The following is a 13,888-nucleotide window of genomic DNA, read 5'->3' as shown; positions in this document are numbered from 1 at the left end:
CCTCAGGGTCCCTTTTCTGTTTGTGCCCTGAGGAGCCCCTTTGACCATGCATGAATTCGTTGAGTCGCAGCCCGACCTGCCCTACGCGCAGCCGGAGCAAACACCTGGCACCTTGGACCTTGAGTTGGTCAAGGAGATGCGCCAGACCCTGCGCAAAGACAATCAGCGTTTCACCCTGTTCCGGGACTACCTGGACGGCAAGCAGCTTGCGCCGTACGCGCCGCGTGACGCGCAGGAACAGATCAAGGACATGCAGAAGCGGTCCATCACAAACCTGATGCCGCTGCTGGTGAACCTGCCATCGCAAGTTCTGTTCGTTGACGGCTACCGCCGCGGCCAGGCTGGCACATTCGGAATGACCGTGGAGGCTGACGGCTCCAGTCGACCCGCCGGCCAAAGCGACGACAAGTACTCATCCGAGTATCAGTGCTGGCAGCGGAACGGGATGGACGCCCGGCAGGCGGTCATCTATCGAGCAGCACTCACTTACGGTCACAGCTTCGTGCACGTGAACAACCTTGATCCGGAAGACATTCGGATCGAGATCCTGCCGACCCGACACACTATCGCCTTCTATGAGGACCCGGTGAACGACCGGCGCCCCGCCGTCGTGCTGACCCTCAAGAGTCAGCCGAAGACAGAGAGCGTCCCGGGCCTAGCTGTCGTGTGGGATGCCACGCACCGCTACGAACTGGACTACAAGCTCGATGGTACGTTCACGCAGCGCGGCGAGGCTGTAGCTCACGGGCTCAGCGGCTGCCCTGTGGTTCGCTACCACTGCTACATGGACGACGAGGGCAACACGGCAGGCGTCATCGAACCTGCCATAGCTTCTCAGGACCGCGTCAACCAGGCGGTGTTCAGCACCAACATCACCTCCGACTTCGGCGCATTCAAAGTCCGCACGGCCGCTGGCCTGCAGCCGGGGTTCAAGATGGACCCGAAGACCGGCGAGCCTTTGCTCGATCCAGTAACCAATCTGCCCATCCCCGAACCGATCGTTGTCTCGCAAGCCAAGATGCTTGTGTCGGATAACCCGGAAACCAAGTTCGGCCAGCTGGATGAGACGCCTTTGGCGGGCTACTTGCTGGCCGAGGAGCAGGCCATGAAGAACATGGCCGCCCTTTCCCAGTTCCCGGCGCACGCCATGATGGGGTCGACGGTTGCCAACATTTCTGCAGAAGCCCTATCTGCCCTTGAAGCGCAATGGTGGCGCTTCGTTGAGGCGCTGCAGCACCAGTTCGGTGAATCGACTGAGGAATTGAACCGGCTGGTTGCTGAGGCCCTTCACGACGAGGTTGGGGCTCACTCGTATGGTGGGGAGGTTCGCTGGCGGGACCTGACGGCCAAGGCGTTCTCCGCTGTCATGGATGGTTTGGGCAAGATGGTTCAGATGCTTGGCGTACCTCGCAAGGGTGCTTGGGCCATGGTTCCTGGCGTCACTGCCGGCGACCTGCAGGACTGGGATCGCCTCCACGAGGAAGAACAAGAGGAGGCCGCGTTTGGACTGACCAGCGGCCCGCAGGCCGCATCCCAGCGCCAAGCTGCGCGTCCTTACGAGCCACCCACACCGAGCTTTGGCCCCGCGAAACAGGGCGCCCTGTCCCTGCCCCGCATTGAGGTTGGGGGCGTGAGCGTCGGTGGACGATGAGGTCTGGGCCATTGAGCAGGCTATGCGCGCTGCGCAAGCCAGGCTTGGCCTCATCGGCGCCTATCTGTCGCTTATCGAGTGGGGTGCCGTGTCACCGTCATCCCCGTTACAGACGGGCGATGACTGGGTAGCGTCCGTGCTCCGCATGATTGCTGTGCTCCGCGAACACTCGCGGGCTGTCGCGCAAAGCTACTATCAGCTGGCCCGCGCTATTGACTCCGGTTACACGTTGGGCATGCCCGAGGGCGTCGACAATGAAGACGACGTCACTCTGGCCCTGCTCCGTGAACGCTTTGCCGACGCCGTGATCGGCGTTGCCAACCTGGGCACCGGCCACCACACCGGGGCATCCCCCGACTCCGTCTGGCTGGATCGGTTGCTGCAGGACGCGGACATTGACGGCAGAGACGCTAACGCACGGAGTATCAATCTTGGCGCTACAGACATGTCCGGTGTTCTGGATGACCTGTTCGCTGGTTTCCGTCAGAACAACACCGTCGTCGGCGTGGATAGGTACTTGTGGCCGATCAATTGGACAGCCGAGCAGATCGCAGCCGCATATGAGGACATGCTTCGCCGGGAAGCCCTTGAGGCGCAAGCAATCAAGGCCAAGGTCCATGAAGGCAATCAGGAGCTGACTCACGACGAGTACCTGGCACGCATCGAATCTGACCATCACCTATCCGGTTCCCGAGGGGCCGGTGTAGCCGATTGGGCTTCGGTGTCAGCCGGACGTCAGATCATCACGCAGGCGGGCCGCCGCGATCCGCGGCTCAAAGCCGTTGGGCGTGGAGTTGGCCCCAATCCCTGTGCGTGGTGCTCGATGCTCGCAAGTCGCGGATACTCCTACGTGTCCGAAGGTACAGCCGGTTTCAGCGATGACGGCGTGAGCAAGTGGCATCTGAACTGTCACTGCTTCCCGATCGTGCGCTGGATCATCTCAGCTGGTCTGCCGCCGCAGAACAAATTTTTCAAAGACCAGTGGCCTGTGGTCACCAAGGGCTATTCGGGCCGCGCCGCACTGAACAAGTGGCGACGTTGGCTTGCCGAGCAGCGCCGCAAGAACAAGTAACTCTTACCCGTGATCCGAGGAGGACATGTTGACTAAACCCGCACAGGCAGCTGGCCAGGAGGCCAACGCCGAACCGAACGCTGAACCAAATCCCGCCGGCACCTCCGAACAGGAGCAGGCGCCCGCAGCCGCCGCATCTGCCGGTCAGCCCGAGCAGAAGGACGCGGACACCTTCACAGGTTTGCCCGACCAGTTCAGCTGGCTCAAAGAAGGCTACGAGAAGCGCGGCACCGAGGCTTCCAGTCTCCGCGAGCAGCTTGAAGAAGTTCAGACGAAACTTGCCGCAGCCAAGTCTCCCGAGGAGTTCGCAGCGGTCCAGACGCAGTCAGCGGAGCTTGGCTTGAAGCTCGCTGTTGAATCTGCTGCTCGCAAGCACAATCTCAGCGACGAGGCGATCGTGTTGCTCGACGGCGTACCCGCTGATCAGATCGAGACCCGCGCCGAGGCTCTTGCCAAGCTCATCGCCCCGGCCCCACCGGCCAAGCAGCAGGTGACCAAGACGCCACTCCGGGGCGGCTCTAAGCCAGGCGAAGATGCCGCCGATGAGGACGGCGCCAAGTTGTGGCGCCAGTATCGCGACAACCAGTAAACCCCACCAACTTTCAACCACAGCGCCACCCAACCGGGTAGGCGCTTTTTTCATGCCCGAAAGGTTTTGAATGACTTACGCCGACCACGTTGTAGTCAAGCCCAAGGTTCTCCTGCAGGCCGCTGCCGAAGGACTCAAGGACAAGCTGATCGTGTCCAACCTGGTGACCAAGCGAAACGACGTTGACACGTTCTTCGCTGCCGAAGGTGACACGATTTCCCAGCGCGTGAAGGGCACCCTCCCGGTGCGCCGGTACGCGCTGCGAAACGATCGCTCCCAGCCGATCATCACTGACACCATCACCGACACTGTCGTGTCGATGACCATCGAGGCTGACCGCCCGTACTCTGCTGTGAAGCTCACGGACGAACAGCTCCGTTGGGACTTCGCTGACGGTTGGGGCGACATTGTCGACCGGCAGATGGACCGCCTCGGCGGCTACCTGGAATCCGGCGTCCTTCGGCAGATTCTGGCTGCCCCGTTCGAGCGCATCGTGAAGGTGAAGAACGACACCGCGGGCCTTGCTGCCGCCAAGGAAAAGGACCAGGACGTCTGGTACAACGCCACGGTGGACGCCACCACGGCGCTCAAGAAGATGCGAACCCCGGGCGACACCCTCGTTGCCCTTTGTGGCCTCGACTTCGCAGATCAGCTCCGCAAGTCCAACAAACTTCGCAAGGACCAAGGCCTTGGTGGTGCTGCTCTGTCCAGCGCGGCCATTGGCACCCTTGCCGGCGTCAACTACGTGGAGTCCACCCACGTGCCGTCCGATGAGGCTTACGTCTTCGCCAAGTCGGGCTTCGTGGTCTTTACTGGTGCCGCCGCTGTGCCCAAGTCCGTCCCGTACGGCGCGACAGCGTCCGTCGGTGGCTGGGCACTTCGCCACCTCATGGACTACGACACGGCGTTCCTGACGGACCGTAGCGTGTTCGACTGCTTCTCCGGTTACTCGTACACCAAGGACCGACTGACCATCGAGTCCGAGACTGGCGCCGAGTTCGTTTCCACCAACGACTACTTTGTCCGCGGCGTGCGCCTTGTGCTGGCTGACAGCTCCGTGGCCGAGAAGACCCCTGGCGATGGCAAGGACGACACCCCCGGCGGCAGCCCGGACTCCTACCTGGCCAAGGCTTACAAGCAGCAGCTGGTGAGCGAGCCCGAGCAGACTGGCAAGCCTTACCCGCTTGGCGGCAACTACCCGGGCGAGAAGCTGCAGGCCAAGGCCAGCATCGAGGCCAAGTCCGGCAAGATCACCGAGATTGCGATCACGACTCCCGGCTTCGGCTACACCTCCACCCCCGATGTGACCATCACTGGCGCGGGTACTGGTGCAACAGCGGTGGCCCTGATCAGCAACGGCGAGGTTACGGCCATCGTCATCACCAACGCTGGCTCTGGCTACACGGGCGAACCGACCGTCGTAATCGAGGCACCGTAGCCCATGGCCGCTCTAGCAACCATTGAGCGCGTCGCAGCCCGTGTGGGCGAGGGCGTAATCACTGAGCCTGAGCTGATTGCTCTTGCCGAGGAAATGCTGGATGCGGCGTCGGCGCAGGTCCGCCATTACGGCGGACAGGCATGGCCTGATCCTGCCACAGCTCCTGCAGTCGCTGTCACCATCACGGTGGCAGCGGCTGCACGCGGCTACATGAACCCGGCTGGCCTCGATCAGGAGCGCGGTGACGCGGTCAATTTCAACCGCGGTGACTCGTTCGTTGAGGGTGTCGCCTTGACCAAGGCAGAACAGGACATGCTCGCGCCGTACCGGCCCCGCACCGGCCTCGTTTCGGTTGGCATGGTGAACACGGACGCCATCGTCCCACGATCCCATTCTGCAGCCATCCGAGACCGCGGCTACGTCCCCTTCGACTGGGGCGAAAAGCCATTCCCGCGGGGGTGGTGAATGCGGTCACGACTGTTGGATGCGGGCGCTGAGGTGGTTCTTGTCTACCCAGAAGTGGTGGAGGTGAACCGCCGAGGCGACCCGCTTCGCGTCCCATCCGACACACCGGTTCGTGTCCGCGTGACGACGTCGGTTGATCGAAGCTCCGATGCTGAGCTTCCGGGGCAGGTCAGTTCCAAGGTTGTGAAATGTCTGGCCCGCTCTGCCCCTGTTGGCTCGTGGGCGCGTGTGGTTTACGCCGGCGAGGACTGGGACGTGGCGTATCCTCCGCGCCTGTCCCCTGGCGTTTCGCGCGCCACCCGGCATGTGGAGTTTGGCCTGCGCTCCCGAAACACGACCCCTGAGGCGCCGTAGTGCAGTGGACCTGGTATCAGGTCGAGTACGGCCCAGGCAGCCTGTCCGAAATCGTGTCCCACTCCGAACCGGTCGTAAAGGCTCTACGCCACCACTCCACACTGATCGGCCAACGAGCACAGTCCAACCTCGATACACGCGCGGTGCATCGCACCGGCGCGGCCGACATTGTCGTGGTTCACGGCAAGGCGAATGGAGGCACGACCGACCTCGACTCACACGTCTACCTGCATGATCCGGAGAACAAGGCTGGCGCCTTGTCAATCGAGAACGGCCACTACGTGGACGACGATGACATGCCTGACGGATTCCGCGGCTGGGTCGAAGGCTTGCACCCGCTCCGTGACGCGGTCCGAGACGCCGTGTCGCGATCACCTGTGAAGGCTTAGATGCTTCAAACCAATTACCCAGTGTTCGGTCCTGTGGATGACCTGATGCTGGGCGTTTTCCGCCGCTTCTTTGAAGGGCAGGACGTCCACGTCGGCACCCTGTTCACAGTCGACCTTGAACCACCGATGGTCATTGCCCGCCGTGAGCGCAAGTCCGGGACTCTCGCAGCCAAGACCCCTGATGAGCGGTTCCTTCTGCCCGCTGTGGTGTCAGTGAACACCATCGTGTCCGGCGTGGACGCTGACCAAATGGGCGATCAACTACAGGAGGCTTGCCGCCATGCCCTGCGCACGGCGCAGCAAGAGCAATGGATGATCCCCGACGCCGGTGTCATCAACAAGATTGAGAACTCGACAGGTGCGACCCGGGTCAATGACTGGGCCACCTCAACAGGCGTCGTCCAATACGCCTCCCTCCCTAAGGGCTGGGTTCGTCACGAGTCGATCTACCGGCTCCTGATCCGCCCGCCGGCGCAGTCCACCATCACTAACCCTTTCATCACCCCTGGCCAGTAGGCCGGGGGTTTTCCTTTAGGAGACTGAATGACAACCAACGACAACGCTGTCCTCAAGGTCAGCCTTGCCCGCTTCTACAAGGCCCCGGTCGGCACCGCCCGCCCCATCACCCTTGCAACCATGAAGAACCCGCCTGCCCCGTGGCAGGAGATGGGCAACACGTCGCTGGACCAGATTTTCCAGATCACCTCGACGGGCGGCGAAGTGACTGGCTTGGGTTCCGCCCAGAACCCCAACCTGCGACAGTCCATCAGCCCGCGTACCGAGTCCTTCGGTATCAACTTGCTCGAATGGACTGAGGACTCCCTCAAGCTCTACTACGGCGCAAACTCCGTTGTTCTTCCGGATGGCGCCATCGAGGCCCCCACCACTCCTGTCCCGACTGAGGCCGCGTTCTTCGTTGCCCTGTATGACGGTGAGAACGTCGCTGGCTTCTACGCGGCCAAGTCTTCAATCTTCCGTTCTGAGGACGTGGCCATCGCAGACACGAACTCCCTGTCCGCGCTGCCCATCAAGGTCACTGCGCTGAACAGCCAGGGTGCCGCGTCGGCGATCACCATCGTGCCCCCGAAGATCGACAAGCGAGCAGCTACCGCGACGGCAACTGTCGGTTCCGGCGGCGTGACTTCAGTGGCCGTGGTTGATGGCGGCAACGGCTACTCGACCGCACCGGCAGTGACCTTTGCAGGCCCGGGTACGGGTGCTGCCGCTACGGCGACCATTGTCGGCGGCAAGGTCACCTCGATCAGCGTCACCACAGCTGGCACCGGCTACTCCACGGCCCCGAACGTGACGATCGGCGCACCGGCCTAATCACCCGCAGCCGGGACTGGGTTCATGCCTGGTCCCGGCTGTTCGCCGTGTTCAACCGGCGTCCGTGTTCAACGAGCTTGAACGCGGTCGCGGATTGAACAAGACACTCCGATTCCCATTCGCTTTGAAAGAGGAGCCCAATGACTCAGGTAACCCTGACCGACATTCAGAACGCCGCAGACAAGAAGTACGGAAACTACACGGTGTTTGTCGGTGACGACACTCTTGTCTTCCTGAACCCGCTTCGCCTGCCCAAGGAGAAGCGCGAACGCATTGCATCTCTCAACTCCGCCGAGTTCTACGAGGAAGGCGCGGAGGGTGAGAGCTGGGACAAGTGGGACATGTACGCCGAAATCTTCAAGATTTCCGCCAAGTCCAAGTCGCACTTCACCAAGTTGAAGGATGCGATCGGTGACGATCCCGCCGTCTGGGAAGAGCTGTTTGACGCGCTCAACACCGTGGCAGAGCTGGGGGAAGCCTCGCCCTCGGAGAACTGATTGACGAGCATGGCGAAGCGGTCTACACGGACCTGCTCCTGCACTACCGGTACGACCTGGCCGGATTCCTTGCCGAGGAAATTCCCGGGTCTGCCCGGCTGATCAGGGCCATGCTGCGCAACCTTCCCGAGGGCGCAACCTTCACCGCAATCATGTCCGCCCCAAAGGGCGACGACGAGTCCGCGGAAACGCGTGAGTCCGATCCGGAGCTGATTGCTCTGCTCGATCGGAAGTCCTGGACCGAGGACAGGCGCCTGATGGCGCAGCTCATCAATTCGGTCAACGCGCTGCTCCGCTACCTCCCGCAGTGGGAGGCAGGCGAAGCGCCCGAGTTCCCCGTGGTCGGTCCGGCCGAGTGGCGAGAAACGGGCAAGGCGGATACTCCGACGCCCAAGGCCACGACGGTCATGGACGTCCTCAAACTCTTTGGATAAGCGGGGATTATGTGTCGAAACTAGAACTGATCGGCGCCGTAGGCGTCAGGGTGCGTCCGGATGCCAAGGGCTTCCGCCACGACACCAAGAATCAGGTTGAGCGAGAGCTCAAAACGTATAAGCCCACGATCAATGTCACTGGCGAAGTCGAGTTCAACCGGGCCAAAGCCCGGGCTGAAATTCGCGAGCTGGAGCGTATGGCGCGTGAGGCCAAGGTCAACGTCGACGTTGGCTTTGATGCGGGCCGCAGCAAGCAGGTCACACAGTTCGTTGACCAGCTGCGCGGCTCATATGGGGAACTGTCCAAGGCCCAGCGCCAGGCGTTCCTTGACCGGATGAGGTTTGCCGGGTTCGAGGAAGACTCGACCCGAAAGTCGATCGACGGGTTCCGGCGCTGGCAGCTGCAAGCGCGGTCCATGCTGTCGATCAACAAGCAGTTCCGCGAATCGCTCGACTCCTCCGGGTTTACCGAGATTCAGAAACTGGCCGACAAGCTGGCGGGCTCAAACAAGCAGCTGTCCCGCATGTCCCAAATCGTCGGCTCCGACCTGAACGGCTCCTTTGAGAAGCTGAACGGCCAGTGGGCTAGGTTCAGTCGTGCACAGCGGACTTCGATGCAGGACATTCTGCAGGCCGACGACAATGCGCGAATCGCCCAAGCAGGTGAGGAGCTGCGGCGCGTCAACGATCAGATTGACCGTCTGAACGAGGGCAAGCGGCGCAGCACGCAGGCCATGTACGACTCGATGTTCGGGAACTACCGGGACAACCTGACCGGCATGCTCAAGAACGACCCGTGGTATCAGTGGTCGCTGGGTCCGAAGATGGACAAGGTCTGGGAGGACCTGCAGCACAAGGCTGGCGTGGAGGCCGAGAAGGTCCGCCACGAATACGAAAAGCGTCTGGACGACCTCAAGGCCAAGGTGAAGGCTGAACCGGTCGGCCTGGGTGCGGTGGCAGCACAGCTTGCGTATGCGTCCCGCCCACGGACAGCCAACATCTTTGTGAAGGTCAACGAGAAGTCGTTGATCGTCGCCGAAGGGATGCTCAAGTCCCTTGCCGGCATGAACGTGCTGAACGAGACGGCCCGAACGATTGAACGGGTCTTCACCAAGTTCGACACGTTCACTTTGAAGGCCGGCGGAATCAGTGCGGCCATCGGTTCCATCGTGGACTCCCTGGCGTTCGCAACGAGTGGCCTGCTCTCCATTGGTGAGGGCGTCCTGAATACGGTCGGCCTGATGGCCATGGCACCAACCGCTCTGGCCGCTGTGACAGCAACCGTGTTAGTTACGACCGCTGCTTTCGAGGACTTCAAGAAGGCGGTGGATGGGGACGCTAAGGCTCTGGCGAAGCTCCCCGCCAATGCGAGGGCAGCTGCCACTGCCCTTAAGGGAACGTGGGAGTCTGTCCAGCAGCCAGTCCAGGCAGCGTTCTGGGACGGGATGGGCGACAGCATCCAGTCCTTCGTGGACAACACGCTCCCCCATTTCCGTGACGGCCTGACCAAGACGGCCCCCCATGTTGCGTCCTTCTACCGCGGGGTCCTCGACTCGCTGGAGAAGGTGGCCGGCAACGGCGACCTGACCCGAATGTTCGACAACCTGGCGCTTGGCTTCGACAACGCGTCCGGTGCCGCCGAACCACTGACTGACGCGATCAACCGGCTGGGCCTTCGAGGCTCTGCCTACCTTCCCAAGTTCGGGACTTGGCTAACCGAAATCTCTACCCGATTCGACAACTGGATTGCCGATGCCGACCGGCTGGGCAACATCAACCGCTGGATCGAGAAGGGCACCGAGTCGCTGCAGGACATGTGGGCGACGGGCGGTGCGGTGGTCGACATTTTCAAGGCCCTCACGAGGGCTGCGAATGACGGTGGCGCGACCGGCCTCGACGGGCTTCGCTCCAGCCTCCGCAACGTCGCTGACATCATGCTCGCTGAGCCGTTCCAGTCCCGCCTTTCCACCATCTTCGATGGGGCAAGGTCCGGCGCTTCCGAACTGAACACGGGTGTGAAGGACGTCGGCCGGTCCCTTGGCGAATCTGCTGGCTGGCTTAGCCGCCTGCTGCAGGTGTCCGGTGACCTTGGTGGTTCGCTCCTGACTGGTGTTGCCCGAGTCATAGGCAACATCAAATTCCAGGATGGCGTGTTGAAGGGGTTCAGCGGACTCCGCGACCTGGTGCGTGACATAGGCCCGTCCATGGGTTCGATAGCATCCAGCTTCGGGCAGCTGTCTGGAGTGGCCGGCGCCGCGTTCCGCGGGCTCGCCCCGCTAGTAAACAGCGTCATGGGCACGATCGATGATTCCGTGTCTGCCGTGTCGGGCAACCTTGAACGGCTCGCCCCACAACTCACTCAGTTCGTAACGAACCGCGTCGAGGGACTGGCTGGGCCGGTGAAGGCCGTGTTCGACGGCGTGAACGGAATCCTTGACGTATTCAACGCTCTGCCCGGACCGCTAGGTCAGGCAGTACTGGGGATCGGTGCATTCCTGCTGCTCAAGAACCAAATCGGCGGTGTGTTCCAGAAGTTTGATCAGGGCCCCTTGTTCTCCAAGCTGCGTGACCAGTGGCTGGAGCAGGGTGCGCTCGCCGGTAAGACGGTGGAGCAGATGGGGAAGTTCTCCGCCACCCGGGTCATGTTCGAGAATGCGACCAACACTGCCGGTTCGTTCACCAAGTCGTTGCAGACCTTGAACGAGCAGGCGCGCGTGGATGGCATGTCGCCCCTGCGGGCGAACCTGAACACGACAGCCACGGTAATGCGGACCGGCATTATGAACGCGGCCTCCGGCCTGATGACCCTGATGGGTGGTCCGTGGGGGCTGGCGTTGGCTGGTGCTGGTATCGCTCTGGGCGCCTACGGTGCTGCGCAGGCTGAGGCCAAGCAGCGGGTTGACGCCCTGTCAGCCAGCATGGATGCGCAGACCGGGCAGGCAACGGCTCAGACGCTGTCCCTGATCGCTAAGTCGTGGACGGACATTGATAAGGCGGGCGACGGCTGGGCGAACCTCACCCGCGGCTCCAAGGCCGCGAACGAGTCAGCGAAGATCCTCGGCCTGAACCTGGCTGAGGTCACCAAGTCCATCACCAATGGCGGACCGGCTTACGACAAGCTGCACAGTCAGCTGATTGGTTTGAAGGATGCACTCAAGCTCCGTGCCGACTATGGCGGGTTCGATGAGGGCACGCGCAGGGTCCAAGAATTCGAGGGCCAGCTCAACCTGTCCAGGGATGCACTCAAGAACCTGAACTTCTCCGACGTCGACCACCTGGTCGGGAACATCGAGAAGTCGCGCAACGAGGCCGAACTGGCCGCGGCTGTGTACAAGGGTCTTGGCGATGCTACTGGCACGACGGGCGAAGCTGCCCGTCAGATGGCTGCTGCCATGCAGACGATCGGGGACAACTCGATTGATGCTGCAGGGAAGATCGGCGCCATTCGAAAGGCGCTGGAGCTGCTGCAGAGCGGCGGCAAGCTGTCTGCCCGCGAGGCCCAGATCGCGGCTGCTGATGCGGCTGCGGCAGCTGTTGAGCAGGCCAAGTCGATGGCTGAGTCCATTGCTCAGGCGGGCGACTCGATCTTCAACACGACCGGGCTCCTGAGTGAAACGTCGGCGGTTGGCCGGGACCTTCATAAGACCATGAAGTCCGCCGCTGACTCCATCCTGGTTGAGGCGCAGGCCGCATACGATGCGGCAACCCTGGCCGGGAAGACACCGCAGGTGGCCGCTGATGAAGCGCTCGCCATCGTGTCGAAGAACAACACCGCCCTCAACGAGATCGCAAAGGCTGCCGGGATCGCCCCGGAGGCTTTGAAGAAGGAATGGGACACGTTCTTCGGCAAGGACTGGGAGCTACGTGCCACGTTCAGTGCCACCGCCCAGCAGTTCCAAGAGGTCATGAAGGCTGTGCAGGATGCTGGCTACCAGTTTGACGGGCAGGAGTTCTCTGCCTGGCTGCTGGCACAGCCCGACCCGGCCAAGGTGTCGATCGATGAGGCCAAGGCTCACGCGCTGAACTTTGCGCAGGGAACCTACGAGGCCCAGTTGAAGGCGCTTCCCCAGCAGGCGCAGCTGACCATCCAGCAGCTGACCGGCACGACTCAGGAGCAGTGGAACCGCGGGGATTTCACCGCGATCATGCGGGCCGCGAAGGACGTCCCTGGCCTGAGCGATGCTTTGGCCAAGATCCTTGCGGTCAAGGACGGCAACTACTCTGCGTCCCTGCAAGCCTTCGCTGATGCGTGGGCCTTGGAGCAGGCGCGGAAGAAGCTTGATGATGCGGCTGCTCCCCGAAAGGTGAGTATCTGGGCACAGATCACGGGCGTGGACACTTCCGCGCTGGACAACATCCCGCCCATGATCCGCCGGCCCTCAGCTGAGAACGGTGCCATCCATGATGGCCGCACCTGGTCGAAGAAGTTCGCCCCGGGTTGGACGGCTTTCGAAAACGGTGGCATCTCGGTCGAGGACCCGTCCTACGCCAAGATTTACTCCGCCGCGTCCCAGTTCCGCATCTTCGCTGAAAAGGCCACGGGCGGTGAGGCGTTCATTCCACTGGCCTCCAGCAAGCGGGCAAGGTCCGTCGAAATCTGGCGTGAAACTGGGCGGCTGCTGGGTCAGGACGTCGGCGTCTACGAGAACGGCGGCATCGCTGCTGAACGCGGAGTGCAACGGTCCCGCACCGGCACGACCACGGTCAACATCGATCGCTACATTCAACAGTCCGATTCCGGCCCTGACGACGTGGCACGTGCGCTGATGCGCCGAGCCAAGCGCGAAGGGCTCACAGCACCTTTGGAGGGTTTCTAAATGCAGGTCAAGTTCAAGGGCTTGAACCTTGGCGACGACACCGGCATCTACTTCATCCAGAGCATAGACGGGTGGGAAGACCGCCCGGACATTGTGAATGGTTCGGCCCCTCGATCACGGCGTAACGGCTCGATGATCGGGGGGCTTCTCGCTTCCAAGCGCGTCATCACGATGGACCTGGACATTGCGTCGGACCCCGCCAACGGGCACACGACAACGATGCCGAAGCGTCAGCTTCGGAAGGCCATGGTCATCGACGACGAGGAGCATGAGCTTTACGTCGACCTTGGCTATGGCATCGAACCAGAGATTGCCTTTGTCAGAGTCACCAACTTTGACATGCCCACCATGCCAGGCAACGTTCAGCTGGCTCACGCGACCATCGAGTTCGTTGCCACGGACCCGCGCCGGTACTCCCCCAGCCTGCACACAGTGTCATCTGGGTTGCAGACCCGGGCGCCTGCCGTGGCTTACCCGATCACGTACCCCGCCCAGTACTCCACGGCGCTCACCAACCCTGGCGAGGCTCAGGCGATCAATACCGGCACGGACCCTTCCAGCCCGGTGTTCACGATCAACGGCCCAGTCTCCCAGCCGTCCATCACATTGGTCGACGGCGAGGGTGTCCGCACCACCCGCTTCAACCTGAGCATCGGCCTCGGTGAGGCCCTGACCGTCGACACCAACGAGGGGTCGGTCAGGTTGAACGCTACGCCGCTGAACGGCGCTGACCGCGGTGCCTTGATCGAGGAGCTGACGCTCCGACCCGGCCTGACCACTGTGCGTTTCCGTGGGTCCGGCAATTCCAACGCTTCCCTTGTCACGCAATGGCGTGACGCAACCATGTAGGACT

General features: G+C 62.2%; 12 protein-coding genes. All 12 read left to right on the top strand.

The window, feature by feature from the left end:
* Positions 1–46: 46 nt before the first annotated feature.
* The 12 genes from GVL04_RS08775 (at position 47) to GVL04_RS08720 (ending at position 13,884) form a co-directional block, all read left to right on the top strand.
* Positions 47–1,651: a phage portal protein gene (locus GVL04_RS08775; RefSeq protein ID WP_235036228.1), complete on the top strand. Its 1,605-nt coding sequence runs from the start codon at positions 47–49 to the stop codon at positions 1,649–1,651.
* A gap of 22 nt (positions 1,652–1,673) precedes the next feature.
* Positions 1,674–2,723: a hypothetical protein gene (locus tag GVL04_RS08770; RefSeq protein ID WP_159702673.1), complete on the top strand. Its 1,050-nt coding sequence runs from the start codon at positions 1,674–1,676 to the stop codon at positions 2,721–2,723.
* A 25-nt stretch (positions 2,724–2,748) separates the two neighbouring features.
* On the top strand, positions 2,749–3,312 hold the full coding sequence (locus tag GVL04_RS08765) for a hypothetical protein (protein ID WP_159702670.1): 564 nt from the start codon (positions 2,749–2,751) through the stop codon (positions 3,310–3,312).
* Between the two features lie 70 nt (positions 3,313–3,382).
* Positions 3,383–4,750, top strand: coding sequence for a hypothetical protein (locus GVL04_RS08760; RefSeq protein ID WP_159702667.1), 1,368 nt, complete (start codon positions 3,383–3,385; stop codon positions 4,748–4,750).
* A 3-nt stretch (positions 4,751–4,753) separates the two neighbouring features.
* On the top strand, positions 4,754–5,215 hold the full coding sequence (locus GVL04_RS08755; RefSeq protein ID WP_024816964.1) for a hypothetical protein: 462 nt from the start codon (positions 4,754–4,756) through the stop codon (positions 5,213–5,215).
* 353 nt (positions 5,216–5,568) lie between these two features.
* Positions 5,569–5,958 (top strand): DUF5403 family protein, encoded by a 390-nt coding sequence (locus GVL04_RS08750; RefSeq protein ID WP_159702664.1) that lies wholly within the window; start codon positions 5,569–5,571, stop codon positions 5,956–5,958.
* Positions 5,959–6,474, top strand: a complete 516-nt coding sequence (locus GVL04_RS08745) for a hypothetical protein (RefSeq protein WP_159702661.1) — start codon at positions 5,959–5,961, stop codon at positions 6,472–6,474.
* Positions 6,475–6,501: 27 nt separating this feature from the next.
* Positions 6,502–7,287, top strand: a complete 786-nt coding sequence (locus GVL04_RS08740) for a hypothetical protein (RefSeq protein ID WP_159702658.1) — start codon at positions 6,502–6,504, stop codon at positions 7,285–7,287.
* Between the two features lie 140 nt (positions 7,288–7,427).
* Positions 7,428–7,784, top strand: a complete 357-nt coding sequence (locus tag GVL04_RS08735) for a phage tail assembly protein (RefSeq protein WP_159702655.1) — start codon at positions 7,428–7,430, stop codon at positions 7,782–7,784.
* 110 nt (positions 7,785–7,894) lie between these two features.
* Positions 7,895–8,218 carry a hypothetical protein gene (locus GVL04_RS08730; RefSeq protein ID WP_159702652.1) on the top strand — a complete coding sequence of 108 codons (324 nt, stop codon included), beginning with the start codon at positions 7,895–7,897 and terminating at the stop codon, positions 8,216–8,218.
* Positions 8,219–8,229: 11 nt separating this feature from the next.
* Positions 8,230–13,035, top strand: coding sequence for a hypothetical protein (locus GVL04_RS08725; RefSeq protein ID WP_159702649.1), 4,806 nt, complete (start codon positions 8,230–8,232; stop codon positions 13,033–13,035).
* Complete coding sequence (locus tag GVL04_RS08720) at positions 13,036–13,884, top strand: hypothetical protein (RefSeq protein WP_159702646.1); 849 nt, start codon at positions 13,036–13,038, stop codon at positions 13,882–13,884. It abuts the gene before it with no gap.
* Positions 13,885–13,888 lie beyond the last annotated feature (4 nt).

This window comes from Arthrobacter sp. 18067 (assembly GCF_902706295.1).
Classification (GTDB): domain Bacteria; phylum Actinomycetota; class Actinomycetes; order Actinomycetales; family Micrococcaceae; genus Arthrobacter.
This window is presented reverse-complemented; position numbering and strand designations above follow the sequence as displayed.

What these genes read in the sequence shown, in the direction of transcription:
- GVL04_RS08775 (WP_235036228.1), top strand. Translation starts at nt 47, where the DNA reads ATGCATGAATTCGTTGAGTCGCAGCCCGACCTGCCCTACGCGCAGCCG.
- GVL04_RS08770 (WP_159702673.1), top strand. Translation starts at nt 1,674, where the DNA reads ATGCGCGCTGCGCAAGCCAGGCTTGGCCTCATCGGCGCCTATCTGTCG.
- GVL04_RS08765 (WP_159702670.1), top strand. Translation starts at nt 2,749, where the DNA reads ATGTTGACTAAACCCGCACAGGCAGCTGGCCAGGAGGCCAACGCCGAA.
- GVL04_RS08760 (WP_159702667.1), top strand. Translation starts at nt 3,383, where the DNA reads ATGACTTACGCCGACCACGTTGTAGTCAAGCCCAAGGTTCTCCTGCAG.
- GVL04_RS08755 (WP_024816964.1), top strand. Translation starts at nt 4,754, where the DNA reads ATGGCCGCTCTAGCAACCATTGAGCGCGTCGCAGCCCGTGTGGGCGAG.
- GVL04_RS08745 (WP_159702661.1), top strand. Translation starts at nt 5,959, where the DNA reads ATGCTTCAAACCAATTACCCAGTGTTCGGTCCTGTGGATGACCTGATG.
- GVL04_RS08740 (WP_159702658.1), top strand. Translation starts at nt 6,502, where the DNA reads ATGACAACCAACGACAACGCTGTCCTCAAGGTCAGCCTTGCCCGCTTC.
- GVL04_RS08735 (WP_159702655.1), top strand. Translation starts at nt 7,428, where the DNA reads ATGACTCAGGTAACCCTGACCGACATTCAGAACGCCGCAGACAAGAAG.
- GVL04_RS08730 (WP_159702652.1), top strand. Translation starts at nt 7,895, where the DNA reads ATGCTGCGCAACCTTCCCGAGGGCGCAACCTTCACCGCAATCATGTCC.
- GVL04_RS08720 (WP_159702646.1), top strand. Translation starts at nt 13,036, where the DNA reads ATGCAGGTCAAGTTCAAGGGCTTGAACCTTGGCGACGACACCGGCATC.